This is a genomic window from Neotamlana sargassicola (assembly GCF_020523965.1).
In the GTDB taxonomy this organism is placed as follows: Bacteria; Bacteroidota; Bacteroidia; order Flavobacteriales; family Flavobacteriaceae; genus Neotamlana; species Neotamlana sargassicola.
The window spans coordinates 496,130-513,323 of the sequence record NZ_JAJAPX010000001.1; the positions used below are offsets into that span (position 1 = coordinate 496,130).

A 17,194-nucleotide genomic window follows, 5' to 3' on the forward strand; every position below is an offset into this window, starting at 1 on the left:
AAAAGATATAGCGAAAAGCCTGACCCCTTGTGGGTAACGCCCAAATTTAATTTTAATGCCAAAAAACAAACAACTTAAATACGATAAAGCCTACTTAAGAATTGCCAAAGAATGGGGTAAATTGTCGTATTGCAAACGCAAACAGGTTGGTGCTATTATTGTTAAAGACAGAATGATAATTTCTGATGGCTACAACGGCACACCAACGGGTTTCGAGAATTTTTGTGAAGACGACGAAGGTTACACCAAATGGTATGTTTTACACGCCGAGGCCAATGCCATATTAAAGGTTGCGGCATCTACACAATCGGCCAAAGGCGCTACGCTTTACATAACGCTTTCGCCTTGTAAGGAATGTAGTAAATTAATTCATCAAGCGGGTATTGTAAAAGTAGTTTATCATAAGGCTTATAAAGACGATTCGGGTTTAAAATTTTTAGAGCGCGCCGGCGTTGAAATTGAACATATTGAAGATATAACGGCTTAAATGAGTTACCAAAAAAAATACTTGCCCTTAATTTTAGGTGCTGCTATTGCGGCTGGTATTTTTATTGGTGGAAAACTAAATTTTACAGATTCTCCCGATAGATTATTCTCCAAAAACAGCAAAAAGGATAAACTAAACCGACTTATTGATTATATTGAATACGATTATGTTGACGATATTAATACCGATAGTATTGTTGATGTTACGGTTAATGGCATTTTAAACAATCTGGATCCGCACTCGGTTTACATCCCGAAAGAAGATATGGAACGTGTTGCCGAAGAAATGAAAGGCGATTTTGTTGGTATTGGTATTAGCTTTTACACCTATCGCGATACCATTGCTGTAATTCGTGCTTTAGAAAATGGCCCTAGTGCCAAGGCCGGAATACAAGGTGGCGATCGCATTATTATGGCTAATGGCGATACTTTATTTGGCGATAAGTTGAAGGATATTGAAATTGTTAAAAAACTAAAAGGCGAAAAAAACTCGAAAGTTAACTTAAAGGTTTATCGTCGTGGCGAACCCGAATTATTAGACTTTACTGTAAAACGAAGCACCATACCAATTGCTAGCGTTGATGCGGCTTACATGCTTACAGAAAGCTTAGGATATATTAAAATTAACCGATTTGCCGAATCGACATATAAAGAATTTAAAGCCGGCTTAAATAAACTTGAAGCTTTAGGTGCAACACAAATTGCTTTAGATTTACGAGAAAACCCCGGCGGATTTTTAGGCATTGCCGAACAAATTGTTGATGAGTTTTTAGAAGATGATAAACTTATTTTGTTTACAAAAAACAAACGTGGCGATATTGAAAAAAGCTTCGCTACCAATAAAGGTGATTTTGAAGACGGTAAAGTTTTTGTTTTAATTGATGAAAATAGTGCTTCGGCGAGCGAAATTGTTGCTGGCGCCTTACAAGATAACGATAAAGGCACTATTGTTGGACGCCGATCGTATGGTAAAGGTTTAGTACAACGCGAAATGGATTTAGGAGATGGCAGCGCTGTAAGATTAACTGTATCGCGCTATTACACACCTACAGGACGATCTATACAACGCCCTTACGACCACGGCAATAAAGATTATTACGACGAATATTTTGATCGTTTAGATAGCGGCGAACTGCTAGACCCTGATAAAATTCATGTTGACGATTCTCTAAAATTTGTAACACCGGGCGGCAAAATTGTTTATGGCGGCGGCGGTATAATTCCCGATGTTTTTGTACCTCTGGATACAAGTATGCAAAACGAAACTTTGTCCTTTTTAAAACGCCGTGGCTTTTTTGGGAATTTTGTTTTTGAGGAATTAGAACAAGACCGACATGCTTTCGATAATATGTCGAGAACAGATTTTATAAAAAACTTCGAGGTTAGCGACGATTTAGTTTTTGCTTTCCAAGATTATTTAAACCTGCGCACGCAAGCAAAAATTACTTTTGTTGCATATCATGATGAAGTTAAACAATACATTAAAGCTACCTTTGCCGACCAACTTTTTGGTAATGGGGCTTTTAATGAGGTTTACAACCAAAGCGATATTGTTATAGACGAGGTTATAAAATTAAGTAAAGAAGAAGAAGAAACTAACTAAAACAAAAAAGCTCGATTTATATCGAGCTTTTTTAATATGTTTTATTAAATACTATTTACTTCGCCTTATTAGCTTGTTCAATATATTTTTCTAAAGCCATAGTCATTGATGGTGTTTCTGGTGTTGGTGCAGCAATATCTACACGTAAACCTTTTTCCTCAACAGCTTTAATAGTGGTATTTCCAAACACCGCAATTCGTGTGTCGTTTTGCTTAAAATCTGGGAAATTTTTAAATAAAGATTCAATTCCAGAAGGGCTAAAAAACACTAAAACATCGTAAGTTACATTTTCTAAATCAGATAAATCGCTTACAACCGTTTTATAAAAGGTAGCTTGTTTCCAATTTACACCCAAAGCATCAAGTGTTTGAGGTACTTCTGGTTTTACCTTATCGGTGTTGGGTAATAAGAATTTTTCGTCCTTATACTTTTTAATAAGTGGTGTAAGTTCTGCAAAAGTACGTTTACCTACATAAATTTTACGCTTTCTGTAAACCACGTATTTTTGAAGATAATAAGCCACAGCTTCACTTTGGCAAAAGTATTTTAAAGTATCTGGAACTTTAAAACGCATTTCTTCGGCAACTCTAAAAAAATGATCTACAGCATTTCTACTGGTTAAAATAATAGCTGTATAATTACTTAAATCGATTTTTTGATGTCTAATTTCTTTTGCAGACACACCTTCAACATGTATAAAAGGTCTAAAATCAATTTTTACACGCTGTTTTTCTTGTAAATCAAAGTAAGGAGAGTTCTCTATTTTAGGTTCTGGTTGAGATACTAAAATGGTTTTCACTTTCATATTAAGCGCAATTAAATATTGTTATTAACTAAAATCACCTTATATAAAATTACATAGGGTGCAATTTCAAGTGCGCAAAGATACAAAATAAAATAGAATAAGTTATTTTTTATTACACTTAGATAGGTTTTAAATGAAGCAATTAGCCCTATTAAATTAATAATTAACATTAAAATTATTATTACATAAAATGTATTTAAGGTTGGCTTAATTGTATAAAGTAAAAGTGCATTAATAGGTAATAGAACTAAGCCAAAAAAATTTTTAATAGTAATTTTTTGAAAAAGATAGAAATCGATCAACTTATCTATTTGAAAAACACTAGCAATTAATCGTTCTAAAAGCACTTTAATTAAAATAAATACCGTAATTCCAACCGCAAGTTTAAACATTGTATTAACAGAAACCTCGGCACTATTTATTAAAAATTGATAGAATATATAGAAAAATACAGATAGCGATAAAATTAGGTTTCCAAAAAGAAGTCCATCAAACTTATCTAAAAACTTCTGGTCGCGCGAATATATTTTTAAATATTTATTATTTATTAAAACAATAACAAAATCTTCAAATCGCTTTGGCGATACCATTCTAGCTGCAGCAATCACCATTAAACCTATGGTTAGTAGTATGGTAAATAATTCGTGTGAAACAATGGGTCTAATCATGCTATAAAATTATCACATTTTTTTTAGAATGATTTTTATTAAGGAATATTTAAAAAAAATAAAATTTGAATAGCTTACATTTGCTAAAATTTATTTTGAAGTTAAGCATAACAATATGATTGGGGCTGTAGTAATTATTCCTACGTATAATGAAATTGAAAATATTGAAGCTGTTATAAGAGCTGTTTTTAGTCAATCGAACGAAATTCATATACTTGTAGTCGATGACAACTCACCCGATTTAACTGGAAAAAAAGTTGAAGCCTTACAAAACGACTACCCAAATAGGCTTTTTTTAGAAACAAGAAAAAAAAAATCGGGATTAGGCACCGCTTATATTCATGGATTTAGATGGTGTATCGAAAAAAATTACGACTATATTTTTGAAATGGACGCCGATTTTTCACATAACCCTAACGATTTACCAAAATTGTATCAAGCTTGCCATAATGATGGGGCAGACATGTCTATTGGGTCACGTTACGTAACAGGAGTAAATGTAGTTAATTGGCCTATGGGTCGTGTTTTACTATCCTATGTTGCATCAAAATACGTGCGTTTAATTACCGGCATGAAAATTCATGATACAACAGCCGGTTTTGTATGTTACAAACGCAAGGTACTAGAAACTATAAATCTTGATAAAATTAAGTTTATTGGCTATGCTTTTCAAATAGAAATGAAATTTAAAACCTACCTAAAAAAATTTAAAATTAAAGAAGTTCCTGTTATATTTACTGACAGAACTAAAGGCGAAAGTAAGTTAAGCGGAGGTATTATTTACGAAGCTATTTTTGGAGTAATATCTATGAAAATAAAAAGCCTGTTCACAAAATAAAACAACATGACAACTGCACAAACTACCCTTATAAAAAATGCTAAAATAGTTAATGAAGGTACTATTTTTAATGGCGATGTTTTAATTGAAGGAGCTATTATTACAAAAATAGATAGCTCGATAAGTGCAAAATCTGGCGATGTAAAAATTATCGATGCCGAAGGCAAATATTTACTTCCTGGAGCAATCGACGATCAAGTGCATTTTAGAGAGCCTGGTTTAACACAAAAAGCAAATATAGAAACCGAAAGTAAAGCAGCTATTGCGGGTGGCATAACTTCTTTTATTGAAATGCCCAACACAAAGCCACAAACGACTACCATTGAAAAGCTTGAAGAAAAGTTTGCTATAGCTGCAAAATCATCGTACGCTAATTATTCATTTATGTTTGGCGGAACCAACGATAACTTAGATGAAATTTTAAAGTTAGATGAAAAAGCCGTTGCTGGTTTAAAGCTATTTTTAGGTTCATCGACAGGAAATATGCTGGTAGATGACCCCGAAGTTCTTGAAAAAATATTTAAAAGCACCAATTTGGTAATTTCAGTGCACTGCGAAGATGAGGGCACTATAAAACGAAACCTTGAAGCGCACATTGAAAAATTTGGCGACGATATTCCTATTAAATATCATCCAATAATTCGTAGTGAAGAGGCATGCTACTTATCATCTTCAAAAGCGATTGAATTAGCTAAAAAAACAGGAGCACGATTACATGTTTTTCATTTATCAACAGGAAAAGAAACTGAATTATTTTCGAACAAAATTCCATTAAAAGACAAAAAAATTACAGCCGAAGTTTGTATTCATCATCTATGGTTTACAGATGAAGATTATGATAAAAAAGGTACTTTTATTAAATGGAACCCAGCTGTAAAAACCGCTAAAGACCGCGATAAACTTTGGAAAGCATTACTAGACGATCGTATAGATGTTATTGCAACCGACCATGCGCCACATACTTTAACCGAGAAACAAAACGTTTATACTAAAGCACCGTCGGGCGGCCCGTTAGTACAACACGCCTTACCTGCGCTTTTAGAAATGCACCACCGCGGTAAAATTTCTATCGAAAAAATTGTAGAAAAAATGTGTCATAACCCTGCTATTTTGTTTCAAGTTGAAAAACGTGGTTATATAAAAGAAGGCTATTTTGCCGATTTAGTTTTGGTAGATTTAAATAACCCATGGACTGTAAACAAAGACAACGTATTATACAAATGTGGTTGGTCGCCTTTCGAGGGTTCAACCTTTAAATCTAGAATAACACATACCATTTTAAATGGTAATTTAGTATATCACAACGCCAAGTTTAGCGAAACAAAACATGCCAAACGATTAACTTTTAACCGATGAAATTAAAAACTTGCATAGCACTTTTTAGTATTTTAGGTTTTATGGCGTGCCATAATAAACAGGAACCCGAAAAACCTGAAAACCTAATTTCTAAGGAAAAAATGGTCGATATTTTAATCGACTCTAAAATTATAGGAGCATCGAGTTCGGTTGAAAAAAGGATAATGAGAGAAAATGGTGTAGATATTACAAGTTTTGTTTATAAGAAACATAATATTGATAGCTCCCAGTTTGCATTAAGCAATAATTATTACGCATTTCATGTAGAAGAATACAAGGCTATTTACGAAAAAGTAAAAGATAGTCTTGAAGCTTTAAAAGAAGTTTTTAAAAAACAAGAAGCAGAAGAATGGAAAAATGCCACCAAAAAAGAGGAAGATTCCATAATTGCTATTCAAGAAACTAAAGATTCTATAGCATTTTCAGAAAAAGTAGATAAATCGAAAACGACACTAAATAAAGATTCCATTTTAAGTGCTAAACTCAAAAAAAATTTAAGACCAAGCCCTGAAAAGGTTAAATTAATTAAACCTGCTTCAAGTAAATAGCTCCTATTTTGGTAATGGTTTCGCTAACCGAAGCAAACTCGTAGCCAATAGTTTCTTTTATTTTATAACTGCTATAATACGTTTCTGTTGTTAACGACTCTACAAGATGTTTTGTTATCTGCCTTCGTTTACCAGTAATTTTACTAAAAAACCAATCGAAACGCCATGCTAAATTTAAAAGCCATGGTTTAGCCATGGTTTTTGGAACTTTCCCATTAACCGATTTTGCCAAACCTTGCAATAGCTTTTTATAAGTCCAATTTTCGGCAACTAAAATAAAACGTTCATTTACAATATTACGTTCCATTAACTCTATCATTACAGCAACGACATCGTTAACCGAAACAATTCCAACGGTTCCAGAAGTAATATGCGAAATTCCTTTTTGGGCTCGTTTAAAAAAATTACCTGTACCATATCGCCAAATTCCAGGACCTAAAATTAAACCGGGGTTTACAATTACCGCGTTTAAACCTTCTTGGGTTGCACGCCAAACTTCCATTTCGCCACCATATTTTGTAATGGCATAAACACTGTTATCGCTTTCAGGGTTGTAAATGGTAGCTTCTGTTATGGGTTTATTATTAAGCTCGTCTCCCAAAGTAGCGATAGAACTAACATAACACAGTTTTTTAATACTGTGTTGCAAAGCTAAATTTACAACGTTAGCGGTACCTTCAATATTAGTTTTCTTTAAAACATCATATTTGTTGGGCTCAAAACTTACAAACGCAGCACAATGATAAACATGCGTTACATTTATAAAAGCTTCAGATAAAGTTGGAATATCTAAAATATTAGCTTCAACCCATTCAATTTTATCAAATAACGCATCCACATCATTTGTATAACAAGAAAACACGCTTTTTACATTACTAAACTTACGTTCGTTTCTGTAAATAGCGCGCACGTTTTGGTTATTATTTACCAAGTTAAAAAGTAAATGCGCACCTACTAAACCGGTTCCTCCTGTTACTAAAATCATATAACGAATGTAAAGAATTATTAAGATTTAAAGCGTATTTATAAGTGTATTTTTATATTTGCGGTAGTTTTAAAAAATAGGAGAACATGATAAAGAATTTTGTTGAGGAATTAACTTGGAGAGGCATGATACAAGACATTATGCCAAACACCGAAGAACATTTAATGGAAGCTATGCGTATGGCGTATGTTGGCATAGATCCTACTGCAGATTCTTTACACATTGGCCATTTGGTTGGTGTTATGGGTTTAAAGCATTTTCAATTAGCTGGCCACAAACCTGTTGCGCTTGTTGGTGGTGCCACCGGCATGATTGGCGATCCTTCAGGAAAATCGGCCGAACGTAATTTATTGGACGAAGCGACTTTAAGACATAACCAAAACGCTATTAAAGAACAATTATCTCGTTTTTTAGATTTTGATAGCGATGCTGAAAACGCCGCATTAATTGTGAATAATTACGATTGGATGAAAAACTTTTCGTTTTTAGAATTTATTCGCGATGTTGGTAAACACATTACTGTAAATTATATGATGGCTAAAGATTCGGTAAAAAAACGTTTATCGTCTGAAGCTTCTGTAGGTATGAGTTTTACCGAGTTTACTTACCAACTGGTTCAAGGGTTTGATTTTTTACAACTTTACCGCGAAAAACAATGTACTTTACAAATGGGTGGTAGCGACCAATGGGGAAACATTACTACCGGAACAGAATTAATTAGGCGTATAGATAGCGGTAAAGGTTACGCCCTAACTTGGCCACTTATTACAAAAGCCGATGGTACTAAATTTGGAAAAACCGAAGGCGGCAACATTTGGTTAGATGCTAACCGTACTTCGCCTTACAAATTTTACCAATATTGGCTTAATACAAGCGATGTTGATGCCGAAAAATACATAAAAATATTTACCTTTTTAAGTAAAGACGATATTACGGCTTTAATTGAAGAACACCAACAAGCACCACATTTACGTGTTTTACAAAAACGTTTAGCCGAAGAAATTACTACAATGGTACACTCTAAAGAAGATTTAGATAATGCTGTAAAGGCGAGTAATATTTTATTTGGAAAATCGACTTCTGAAGATTTAAAAGCCCTAAACGAGCAAACCTTTTTAGATGTTTTTGACGGTGTACCAATTACACAAATTGATAAAGCAGATATTGAAAACGGTTTAGACATGATAGCTGCCTTAGCCGAAAAAGGCAACTTCTTAAAATCGAATAGCGAGGCGCGTCGTGCTTTAAAAGAAAATTCAATTTCTGTAAATAAAGAGAAAGTAAAAGACGATTACGCACTTACAAATGCAGACTTAATAAATAACAAATTTATTTTACTTCAGCGTGGTAAAAAGAATTATTTTGTCCTTCAAGTAGTGTAATTAATTATTTAAAAATAAACTAAATAGCTGATTTTTAATTGGTTTTAAATAATCATTATCTTACAAAACCGATGAAAGAACGCCATTATTCTGTTTTAGGCTAAAAAAAGAGTGTAACGAAATAAATTAGTTTAGGTTTGAGGCTGTTAATGCCCCAAACATGAAACAAATTTTACTATTAACCTATTTTATAGGATTAAGCTTGTTTGCTCAAAAACAAGTTTTCGATACCGAAAAAAGTACAGGAAATCTGTATGAGTACGCCCAATTTACAAATGTTGGCGATTCCAATTTTAGTATAAACGATTTACGTAACAATAAATCTATTGTATATTCTAATCTGGAAACCGATTATCACAGCGTTGGTTTTACATCCAGTAATTACTGGATTAGGTTTAAAATTAACAACAGTAGCAAATATCCTAAATCGTATTACCTAGAAACAGGTCGCCCCATTACCGATGTGGCCAACTTATACCAAATTAATGGGGCTTCAATTAACCTATTAAAAAGCGGTGATAAAATTCCTGTAAGCGAAAAACAAATTAAACACCGCTCTACAATTTTTAAATTAAACCTTCCTCCAAATGAAGTTCAAGAGGTATATATTCATTTATCTAGCGACGGCGAAACTATAAATTTACCCTTAAATCTTTATAACGAAACAGAATTTTTACTTTTAAACTACAAACAACAATTATTCCTTGGGTTGTTTTATGGTCTGCTATTTTTAGCAACTATAATTTACTTATTTTTCTATTCTAGTCTTAAAAAAAATACTTTTTTATACTATGGTTTTTATGTCCTTTCTATAGGTTTAATGCAAGCCGCATTAGATGGTTTGCTACATGAATATATTTTTACACAAGGAGGCTACATAAACGACCGCTTAGTATTAATAACAGCGCTATTCTCAAACTTTTTTCTTTTAAAATACTGTAAATATTTTTTAGAGCTAAATACACACTTAAAAGGGTTTGTTAAAGCCTTCAACATCGCTTACGCCTTTATAGGTATTTGTTTTATTATGCTTTTTATAAACCAACACACTTTAAAATTAGCATATCCTTTAAGCAATTTAAATGGCTTATTTAGTTTAGTCTTAATATTAGTTACCTCTTTTACAATGCGATTTAAGGGTATAAAAATAGACCCGTTTTTCTCGTTTGGTATTTTCTTTTTAGTTGTTGGCTTATTAGGTTTTGTAATGAACAACCTAAGCTTGTTACCTAATAACTTTTTAACACTCAACAGTGCCAAATTTGGTTCAGGATTCGAAGTTATTTTTCTATCGCTTTCAATGACTAACTTAATTAGAAATTTACGTTTAGAAAAAGAAAAATCGCAAGAAGAAGCATTAAACAAGTCTCAGGAAATTAGCCAGTTAAAAACCTATTTCATGTCTAATATGAGTCATGAATTAAGAACTCCAATAAATGCGATAATGGGCATTGCCGAAAGTGAATTAGGTGAGTTAAAAAATAAAACAGACAGAATGCCCTATGAAATTATTAAAAATGCATCATTAAGCTTACTTAGCAATGTTAACGATATTCTTGATTTTGAAAAAATTGAAAAAAACGAACTTAAATTAGAATCATCAAAGTTTAGTCCTTCCATAAAAATAAATCAAATTAGTAATAACTGGAAAACCGAAGCTTTAAATAAAGGCTTAGATTATAATTTTGAAATGGACCCAGAAATTCCATCGCAGGTTATTGCCGACGAAAAACGTTTCGTTCAAATTATAAACAACGTGTTATCGAATGCTGTTAAATTTACAAAAAAAGGCAGTATTTATTTTAAAGTAACCTGTTTAAAACAACCTAACAACCAATGTCGTTTTTCAATACAAGTATCAGACACTGGCGTTGGAATAAATTCAGAAATTAAAAAATCCATATTCGATAGTTTTAGTCAAATGAAACTTAACCATAAACGTCAATTTGGAGGTATAGGTTTAGGGTTAACCATTGCCAAAAAAATTATAGAACTTTACAACGGGCAAATTACTATTGAAAGCAAAGAAAACATTGGCACCGATGTTTTTATAGACATACCATTGCAAACAACCGCAAAAGATCGCGTGTTAAATCTTCCAAAAAGCAACAAACAACCTTTACATATTCTGGTAGTTGAAGATAACAAACTTAACCAAATGGTAATGCGTAAAATTTTAAACACCGAACCCAATATTTCTTTTGCGATTGCATTTAACGGTCATGAAGCTTTAGAAACATTAAAAACCGATATTTACGACCTAATTTTAATGGATTTACAAATGCCTATTATGGATGGTTATGAAGCCACCGAAATTATACGAAAAGGAGGTATTGGTAATAATACAGTGAATATTCCAATAATTGCGGTTACGGCCGATGCTTTACCCGAAACTAAAGCCAAGGCACTGCAATTAGGCATGAACGACTACCTTACTAAACCTATTGATAAAGATGCCCTTATTGAAAAAATTTACAACTGCTATAGCTCAAGCAACGATAAAACGCTTAAAATAGCCTAAGCAAGAAACCAAACGAAAATGAATTATTTTCAACTTATTTTAATAATTACAGATATTTATTTAACAAAAAAAGATTAAGCGTTAATTAATTAAAATTATTAATAAAACTTAGGGTTTCGTTCGTAGTTTAATTTTAGCTTTAGTACTTTTATGTTTCATTCTCAATAGAAAAAGAAAATATGTCTGTAGAGCCAAAATTAATCCGATTTAACCAAAGTGTTTTATCAAAATACCAAATATACAATAGTATATTTATGACGTTACCTTTCGATACCGTTACAAAAACCGGTGTCCTTTTACCTTTATTTCACGAAACTTGTGAAAAAGGGTTTAAACAAGGTGATGACCCAACCACTATTGTAGAAACCTTTTTTAAAAAATACCAAGCACGTCGAAGTGAGGAAAGTCAAATAAATTTACTATTTCGTTTTATACAATACATAGAGCGCCAAGTGGTACTTTTTGATGCTATTGAAGACGCCGCTTTCCCTGTAGTAAATAACATGGAAGGTATTGGTACATTACGTAACTTAAAGGAAACTGCAAGTTCTGAAAATAAGTTAGAAGAACTTAAAAAGTATCTTGAAGAATTTAAAGTGCGTATTGTATTAACAGCACATCCTACACAATTTTATCCAGGTTCTGTTTTAGGAATTATTACAGATTTAACAGAAGCCATAAAAGACAACGACCTAAACAAAATTAACAACCTATTTGGGCAATTAGGAAAAACGCCATTTTTTAAACGTGAAAAGCCTTCGCCATATCAAGAAGCTAAAAGTTTAATTTGGTATCTAGAAAATGTGTTTTATAAATCGTTTGGAGATATTTACAACTACATTCAACAAAATATTTACGACGACAGTAAAAAACACAACGAAATTATAAATATTGGTTTCTGGCCAGGTGGCGACCGAGATGGCAACCCTTTTGTAAAACCAGATACTACCTTAAAAGTAGCAGCTAAACTAAAACAAGCTATTTTAAGAAAATACTATAACGACTTAAGAGATTTAAGACGTAAACTTACTTTTAGAGGTGTTGAAGAGCGCGTAATAAAGCTCGAAAACATTATGTACAACTATAGTATTAACCAAATTACTAGCGAAACATTAACATCAAAAGAGTTTATAAAAGAACTATTAAGTATTCGTGATGTAGTAATAAGCGAGCATCAATCGTTATACGTAAGCGAGTTAAACAACTTAATAAACCGTGTTCATTTATTTGGTTACCATTTTGCAACGCTTGATATTCGTCAAGATAGTCGTATTCACCACTCGGTATTTACCACGGTAATCGATCATTTAATTGAAAAAGGAAACTCATCGTTCCCTAATAATTATCACGATTTATCGGAAGCTGAACAAATTGAAATCTTATCAAAAGCCAACGATGATGTGCACGATTTAGATGCTTTTGAAGATGAAATGGTACGTAATACCCTTAAAACCATTTCAATAATTAAAAACATTCAACAAACCAATGGCGAGCGAGGTGCAAACCGTTACATAATTAGTAACAACCAAACGGCATTAAACGTTATGCAATTATTTGCTATGCTTAAAATGGTTGGTTTTAAAGATGAATTAACTGTAGATGTTGCACCGCTTTTCGAAACGATTCCAGATCTTGAAAATGCACCAAAAGTAATGGAGCAATTATATACCAATGAAGCGTACATGGCGCATTTACGAGCACGTGGTAGCAAACAAACCATAATGCTTGGCTTCTCCGATGGTACAAAAGATGGTGGTTACCTTATGGCAAACTGGGGTATTTACAAAGCTAAGGAGCTATTAACCGAAATGTCGAGAAAGTATGACATTACTGCCATATTCTTTGATGGGCGTGGCGGACCACCAGCACGTGGTGGTGGTAAAACACATAACTTCTACTCGTCGTTAGGTCCAACTATTGAAGACAAAGAAGTACAAATTACCATACAAGGACAAACCATTAGCTCAAACTTTGGAACCTTAGATTCATCGCGTTACAACCTAGAGCAATTAATAAGTTCTGGTTTAAAAAATAGAATTGGTGGCAGCAACCACTTATCGGAAGAAGATACACTTGTTATGGACGATTTAGCCAATAACAGTTATGAAACCTATAAAAACTTTAAAAGCCACCCTATGTTTATTCCATATTTGGAACGCATGAGTACTTTAAAGTATTACGCCAAAACCAATATTGGAAGTAGACCATCGAAACGTGGAAAATCGGACAAACTAGTATTTTCAGATTTAAGAGCCATTCCTTTTGTAGGATCTTGGAGCCAATTAAAGCAAAACGTTCCTGGTTTTTACGGTGTTGGTACTGCTTTAAAGAAGTACGAAGACAATGGCGAATTCCATAAAGTAGAACAGTTATACAAAAACTCTAAGTTCTTTAAAACATTACTTGAAAATAGTATGATGTCGTTAACCAAATCGTTCTTCGATTTAACCAAATATATGTCGAAAGACGAAGAATTCGGAGCGTTTTGGAATATTATACACGAAGAATATTTAACCACAAAACGTTTGCTATTAAAGCTAACAGGTTATAACGAGTTAATGGAAAACGAACCTGCTGGAAAAGCTTCAATTCAAGTTAGAGAATCTATTGTATTACCATTGTTAACCATACAACAGTATGCACTTAAAAAGATTCAGAATTTCGACAGACAAGGCGTTCCTGCGGATAATGAAGAACGTAAAGTATTCGAAAAAATAGTAACTCGATCATTATTTGGAAACATTAATGCCAGTAGAAACTCGGCTTAAACTTCTAAAATTAAATCATAAAAAAAAGGATGTAAATTTAAAACTTACATCCTTTTTTTATTGACTTTTTTACGTGTACTTTAATTTAAAATATCAGAAAAAGCACAAGTAAAAATACATATTAAAATTATTTAGTGCTCATTCATTCTAAAGTCAGGATAGGCATCCATACCATGTTCATGAGCATCCAACCCTTCCAACTCTTCTCTTTCAGAAACCCGAATTCCCATAGTTTTCTTAAGTGTAAAAATGATGATAAAGGCACTTATAACGCAAAATATAGCATAAGAACCCACACCAACCAATTGTATTAAAAACTGATCGATACCTGCCTTTGCACCAAAAATTCCAACCGCTAAAGTTCCCCATATACCACAAGCCAAATGCACTGCAATAGCTCCTACGGGATCATCTAATTTTAGTTTATCTACTAAACTAACAGCAAAAACAATTAATGCTCCAGCAATAGCTCCTACTAAAATAGCATCTGTAGGGCTCATTTGGTCTGCACCTGCCGTTATACCAACTAAACCACCCAATATTCCGTTTAAAAACATAGTTAAATCTAAATTTTTAAACATGATTGTAGATACCAACATCGACACAACACCTCCTGCAGCAGCAGCCAAACAAGTAGTTACTAATACTAATGACGTTAATTCTGGATCGGCAGAAAGTACAGAACCTCCATTAAATCCAAACCATCCTAACCATAAAATTAACACACCACCAGTTGCCAACGGTATGTTATGCCCAGGAATAGCTTCTGGTTTACCATATTTATTAAACTTTCCTATTCTTGCTCCAAGCAACCAAACCGCAATTACAGCAGCCCAACCACCAACAGAATGCACTAAAGTAGAACCTGCGAAATCGTAAAAACCTTCTGTTTCACCAATAGTAAAAGTAGAAAGGAAACCACCACCCCATTGCCAAGATCCAACAATTGGATAAACTAAACCAACGTAAACAAGCGTAAATAGCATAAATGGTAAAATTTTCATACGCTCTGCAACAGCACCAGAAACTATAGTTGCCGCTGTAGCAGCAAACATGCCTTGAAATAAGAAATCTGTCCAATACGTATAACCTTCGTTATAAGTTAAATCTAGTGCACCTTCGGTTGTTAACGGCGCATCTAAACCAAATCCTGCGAAACCTACAAACCCATTAAATTCTCCAGGATACATTAAATTAAAACCTACCAAACAATATAGCAATAAGCCTACGGTAATTATAAATATGTTTTTAAATAATATGTTTATTGTATTTTTTTGCCTAGTTAAACCTATTTCAAGCAGAGCAAAACCCATATGCATAAAAAAGACTAGTGCTGTACAGACCATCATCCATACATTATTTGTTGTAAATATTTCCATTTTTAGTTAATTAGTTTTAGTTGTTTATTTTAAAGTATCGCCGCCTTTTTCTCCTGTTCGAATTCTGTAACATTCTTCAATTTGAGATACAAATATTTTCCCATCTCCTACTTCTCCTGTAGCTCCAGAATTTAATATGGCTTGCACCGTTGCATCCGCAAAATCATCATTAACAACAATAGATAAATAACGTCGTTGAATATCGCTTGTACTGTATGATACGCCACGATAAACATGTCCCGTTTTTTCGTTACCCAAACCAGTTACATCCCAATAGGAAAAGAAATTTACACCAACTTCGTGCAGGGCTTCTTTTACCGCACGATATTTGGATTTACGAATAATTGCTTCAATTTTTTTCATAATTAGTTTCGTATATATTTTATTTAGCGACTCAAGTTAGATAATTAATATGAAGATTTAAAAAAGATTACTCCCGAGATACAAAAAATTTAAACAATTGCATAAAAAACAAAAGATGCCTTAAAATAAGGCATCTTTTTCTGTAAAATATTTAAAGGGATTATTCTACTATTCTTCGAATTCACGAACTCTTTTTCCTGGGTAAGCAATAGAACCGTGCTCAGAAATATCAAGACCTTTAATTTCTTCTTCTTCAGTTACACGTAATCCTAAAGTAGCTTTTAAAATACCTAGTACAATTGCAGATAAAACAATTGCCCATACAGCATAAGCTAAAACTCCAATTGCTTGAGCACCTAATTGAGCAGCACCACCACCATTGAATAAACCAATACCAGCATCGCCATCTACACCCCAAAGACCGATTACTAAAGTACCCCATGCACCACATACACCGTGTACAGAAACAGCACCAATAGCATCATCTATTTTAAGTTTTTTCTCTATAAATTCTATTGAGAATACTACAATTACACCACCAATTAAACCAGCAAGTAAAGCACCAACAGCAGTCATGTTACCACAACCAGCAGTAATACTAACTAAACCAGCTAAAGCACCATTTAAAGATTGTGCTAAGTTTGGTTTACCGTACCAAATCCATGTTGTAATTAAAGCACCTAAACCACCAGCAGCAGCAGCTAAGTTTGTAATTAAAACAACAGTTGACGCTCCAGTAGCATCGTCGCCACCCCAAGCTAATTGAGAACCACCGTTAAAACCAAACCATCCTAACCAAAGGATAAAAACACCTAAAGTTGCTAATATTTGGTTGTGACCAGGAATAGGTAATACTTTACCATCTACATATTTTCCAATACGAGGACCTACCATAAACGCAGCTACTAGAGCAGCCCATCCACCAACAGAGTGTACAATTGAAGATCCAGCGAAATCGATAAAACCTAATTTAGTTAACCAGCCATCGCCTTGCCATTGCCATCCACCAGAAATTGGATAAATAACAGCAGTCATTAATAAAGAGAAAATAATATACGTAGTATATTTAGTTCTACCAGCTATAGCTCCAGATACAATTGTTGCAGCTGTTGCAGCGAACATTGTTTGGAAGAATAAATCGGCACCTTCACCTTGCATGAATCCGCCCCAGAAAAACCATCCGTTTGACGTATCTCCATACATTAAAGAGTAACCAACAAGCCAGAAAGTAATTGAACCTACACAAATATCTAAAAAGTTTTTCATTGCGATATTTACCGCGTTTTTAGATCTCGTCATACCAGACTCAACTAAAGTAAATCCTGCTTGCATAAAGAAAACAAGAATACCGGATAGTAACATCCAAAGCATACCCATATCGCCTTCTACAGCAGCAGTATCTTGAAAAAATAAAGGAATGTTTAACATTGACATAATTTATTTATTTAATGGTTAGTAAAATTTGTTTATTAAACACCATAACCCGTTTATA

Annotated in this window: 14 protein-coding genes; 8 read left to right on the forward strand and 6 right to left on the reverse strand. The window is 33.4% G+C overall.

The annotated features are described in order from the left end of the window. Positions 1-55: 55 nt before the first annotated feature. Positions 56-487, forward strand: coding sequence for a deoxycytidylate deaminase (locus LG651_RS02190; protein WP_226694520.1), 432 nt, complete (start codon positions 56-58; stop codon positions 485-487). Next, positions 488-2,089, forward strand: coding sequence for a S41 family peptidase (locus tag LG651_RS02195; protein WP_226694521.1), 1,602 nt, complete (start codon positions 488-490; stop codon positions 2,087-2,089). Between the two features lie 55 nt (positions 2,090-2,144). On the opposite strand, the gene LG651_RS02200 is transcribed toward LG651_RS02195, so the two are convergent. Together LG651_RS02200 and LG651_RS02205 are read right to left on the reverse strand one after the other, a co-directional pair. After that, a complete protein-coding gene (locus LG651_RS02200) occupies positions 2,145-2,894 on the reverse strand; it encodes a uroporphyrinogen-III synthase (RefSeq protein ID WP_226694522.1) in 750 nt (249 codons plus the stop codon). Between the two features lie 11 nt (positions 2,895-2,905). Then, the gene (locus LG651_RS02205; protein ID WP_226694523.1) at positions 2,906-3,562 is read right to left on the reverse strand and encodes a DUF4271 domain-containing protein; all 657 of its coding nucleotides are present in this window, start codon (positions 3,560-3,562) and stop codon (positions 2,906-2,908) included. A 115-nt stretch (positions 3,563-3,677) separates the two neighbouring features. Here LG651_RS02205 and LG651_RS02210 point away from each other — a divergent pair, with 115 nt between their 5' ends. Genes LG651_RS02210 through LG651_RS02220 form a run of 3 tightly spaced genes read left to right on the forward strand, consistent with a single transcriptional unit; the run spans position 3,678 to position 6,304 of the window. After that, the gene (locus tag LG651_RS02210) at positions 3,678-4,400 is read left to right on the forward strand and encodes a polyprenol monophosphomannose synthase (RefSeq protein ID WP_226694524.1); all 723 of its coding nucleotides are present in this window, start codon (positions 3,678-3,680) and stop codon (positions 4,398-4,400) included. Positions 4,401-4,406: 6 nt separating this feature from the next. Continuing rightward, complete coding sequence (locus LG651_RS02215) at positions 4,407-5,756, forward strand: dihydroorotase (RefSeq protein WP_226694525.1); 1,350 nt, start codon at positions 4,407-4,409, stop codon at positions 5,754-5,756. After that, entirely contained in the window at positions 5,753-6,304 is a 552-nt protein-coding gene (locus tag LG651_RS02220; protein WP_226694526.1) for a DUF4296 domain-containing protein, read from the forward strand. The genes LG651_RS02215 and LG651_RS02220 overlap by 4 nt, the downstream gene beginning before the upstream one ends. On the opposite strand, the gene LG651_RS02225 is transcribed toward LG651_RS02220, so the two are convergent. Further along, the gene (locus LG651_RS02225) at positions 6,282-7,289 is read right to left on the reverse strand and encodes an NAD-dependent epimerase/dehydratase family protein (protein ID WP_226694527.1); all 1,008 of its coding nucleotides are present in this window, start codon (positions 7,287-7,289) and stop codon (positions 6,282-6,284) included. The two genes, LG651_RS02220 and LG651_RS02225, sit on opposite strands and share 23 nt — an antisense overlap. Before the next feature lie 86 nt (positions 7,290-7,375). Here LG651_RS02225 and tyrS point away from each other — a divergent pair, with 86 nt between their 5' ends. The 3 genes from tyrS (at position 7,376) to LG651_RS02240 (ending at position 13,960) form a co-directional block, all read left to right on the forward strand. After that, positions 7,376-8,671: a tyrosine--tRNA ligase gene (tyrS, locus tag LG651_RS02230; protein ID WP_226694528.1), complete on the forward strand. Its 1,296-nt coding sequence runs from the start codon at positions 7,376-7,378 to the stop codon at positions 8,669-8,671. A 160-nt stretch (positions 8,672-8,831) separates the two neighbouring features. Continuing rightward, positions 8,832-11,192, forward strand: a complete 2,361-nt coding sequence (locus LG651_RS02235; protein ID WP_226694529.1) for a hybrid sensor histidine kinase/response regulator — start codon at positions 8,832-8,834, stop codon at positions 11,190-11,192. A gap of 179 nt (positions 11,193-11,371) precedes the next feature. Next, positions 11,372-13,960: a phosphoenolpyruvate carboxylase gene (locus tag LG651_RS02240; RefSeq protein WP_226694530.1), complete on the forward strand. Its 2,589-nt coding sequence runs from the start codon at positions 11,372-11,374 to the stop codon at positions 13,958-13,960. A gap of 131 nt (positions 13,961-14,091) precedes the next feature. On the opposite strand, the gene LG651_RS02245 is transcribed toward LG651_RS02240, so the two are convergent. From LG651_RS02245 to LG651_RS02255, 3 genes are all read right to left on the reverse strand, one after another. Further along, positions 14,092-15,339 carry an ammonium transporter gene (locus LG651_RS02245; protein ID WP_226694531.1) on the reverse strand — a complete coding sequence of 416 codons (1,248 nt, stop codon included), beginning with the start codon at positions 15,337-15,339 and terminating at the stop codon, positions 14,092-14,094. Between the two features lie 24 nt (positions 15,340-15,363). Beyond that, the gene (locus tag LG651_RS02250) at positions 15,364-15,702 is read right to left on the reverse strand and encodes a P-II family nitrogen regulator (protein WP_226694532.1); all 339 of its coding nucleotides are present in this window, start codon (positions 15,700-15,702) and stop codon (positions 15,364-15,366) included. 168 nt (positions 15,703-15,870) lie between these two features. Beyond that, entirely contained in the window at positions 15,871-17,136 is a 1,266-nt protein-coding gene (locus LG651_RS02255; RefSeq protein WP_226694533.1) for an ammonium transporter, read from the reverse strand. Between the last annotated feature and the right edge of the window lie 58 nt (positions 17,137-17,194).

What these genes read in the sequence shown, in the direction of transcription:
- tyrS (WP_226694528.1), top strand. Translation starts at nt 7,376, where the DNA reads ATGATAAAGAATTTTGTTGAGGAATTAACTTGGAGAGGCATGATACAA.
- LG651_RS02195 (WP_226694521.1), top strand. Translation starts at nt 488, where the DNA reads ATGAGTTACCAAAAAAAATACTTGCCCTTAATTTTAGGTGCTGCTATT.
- LG651_RS02220 (WP_226694526.1), top strand. Translation starts at nt 5,753, where the DNA reads ATGAAATTAAAAACTTGCATAGCACTTTTTAGTATTTTAGGTTTTATG.
- LG651_RS02255 (WP_226694533.1), bottom strand. Translation starts at nt 17,136, where the DNA reads ATGTCAATGTTAAACATTCCTTTATTTTTTCAAGATACTGCTGCTGTA.
- LG651_RS02190 (WP_226694520.1), top strand. Translation starts at nt 56, where the DNA reads ATGCCAAAAAACAAACAACTTAAATACGATAAAGCCTACTTAAGAATT.
- LG651_RS02250 (WP_226694532.1), bottom strand. Translation starts at nt 15,702, where the DNA reads ATGAAAAAAATTGAAGCAATTATTCGTAAATCCAAATATCGTGCGGTA.
- LG651_RS02210 (WP_226694524.1), top strand. Translation starts at nt 3,678, where the DNA reads ATGATTGGGGCTGTAGTAATTATTCCTACGTATAATGAAATTGAAAAT.
- LG651_RS02240 (WP_226694530.1), top strand. Translation starts at nt 11,372, where the DNA reads ATGTCTGTAGAGCCAAAATTAATCCGATTTAACCAAAGTGTTTTATCA.
- LG651_RS02215 (WP_226694525.1), top strand. Translation starts at nt 4,407, where the DNA reads ATGACAACTGCACAAACTACCCTTATAAAAAATGCTAAAATAGTTAAT.
- LG651_RS02225 (WP_226694527.1), bottom strand. Translation starts at nt 7,289, where the DNA reads ATGATTTTAGTAACAGGAGGAACCGGTTTAGTAGGTGCGCATTTACTT.
- LG651_RS02205 (WP_226694523.1), bottom strand. Translation starts at nt 3,562, where the DNA reads ATGATTAGACCCATTGTTTCACACGAATTATTTACCATACTACTAACC.
- LG651_RS02245 (WP_226694531.1), bottom strand. Translation starts at nt 15,339, where the DNA reads ATGGAAATATTTACAACAAATAATGTATGGATGATGGTCTGTACAGCA.
- LG651_RS02235 (WP_226694529.1), top strand. Translation starts at nt 8,832, where the DNA reads ATGAAACAAATTTTACTATTAACCTATTTTATAGGATTAAGCTTGTTT.
- LG651_RS02200 (WP_226694522.1), bottom strand. Translation starts at nt 2,894, where the DNA reads ATGAAAGTGAAAACCATTTTAGTATCTCAACCAGAACCTAAAATAGAG.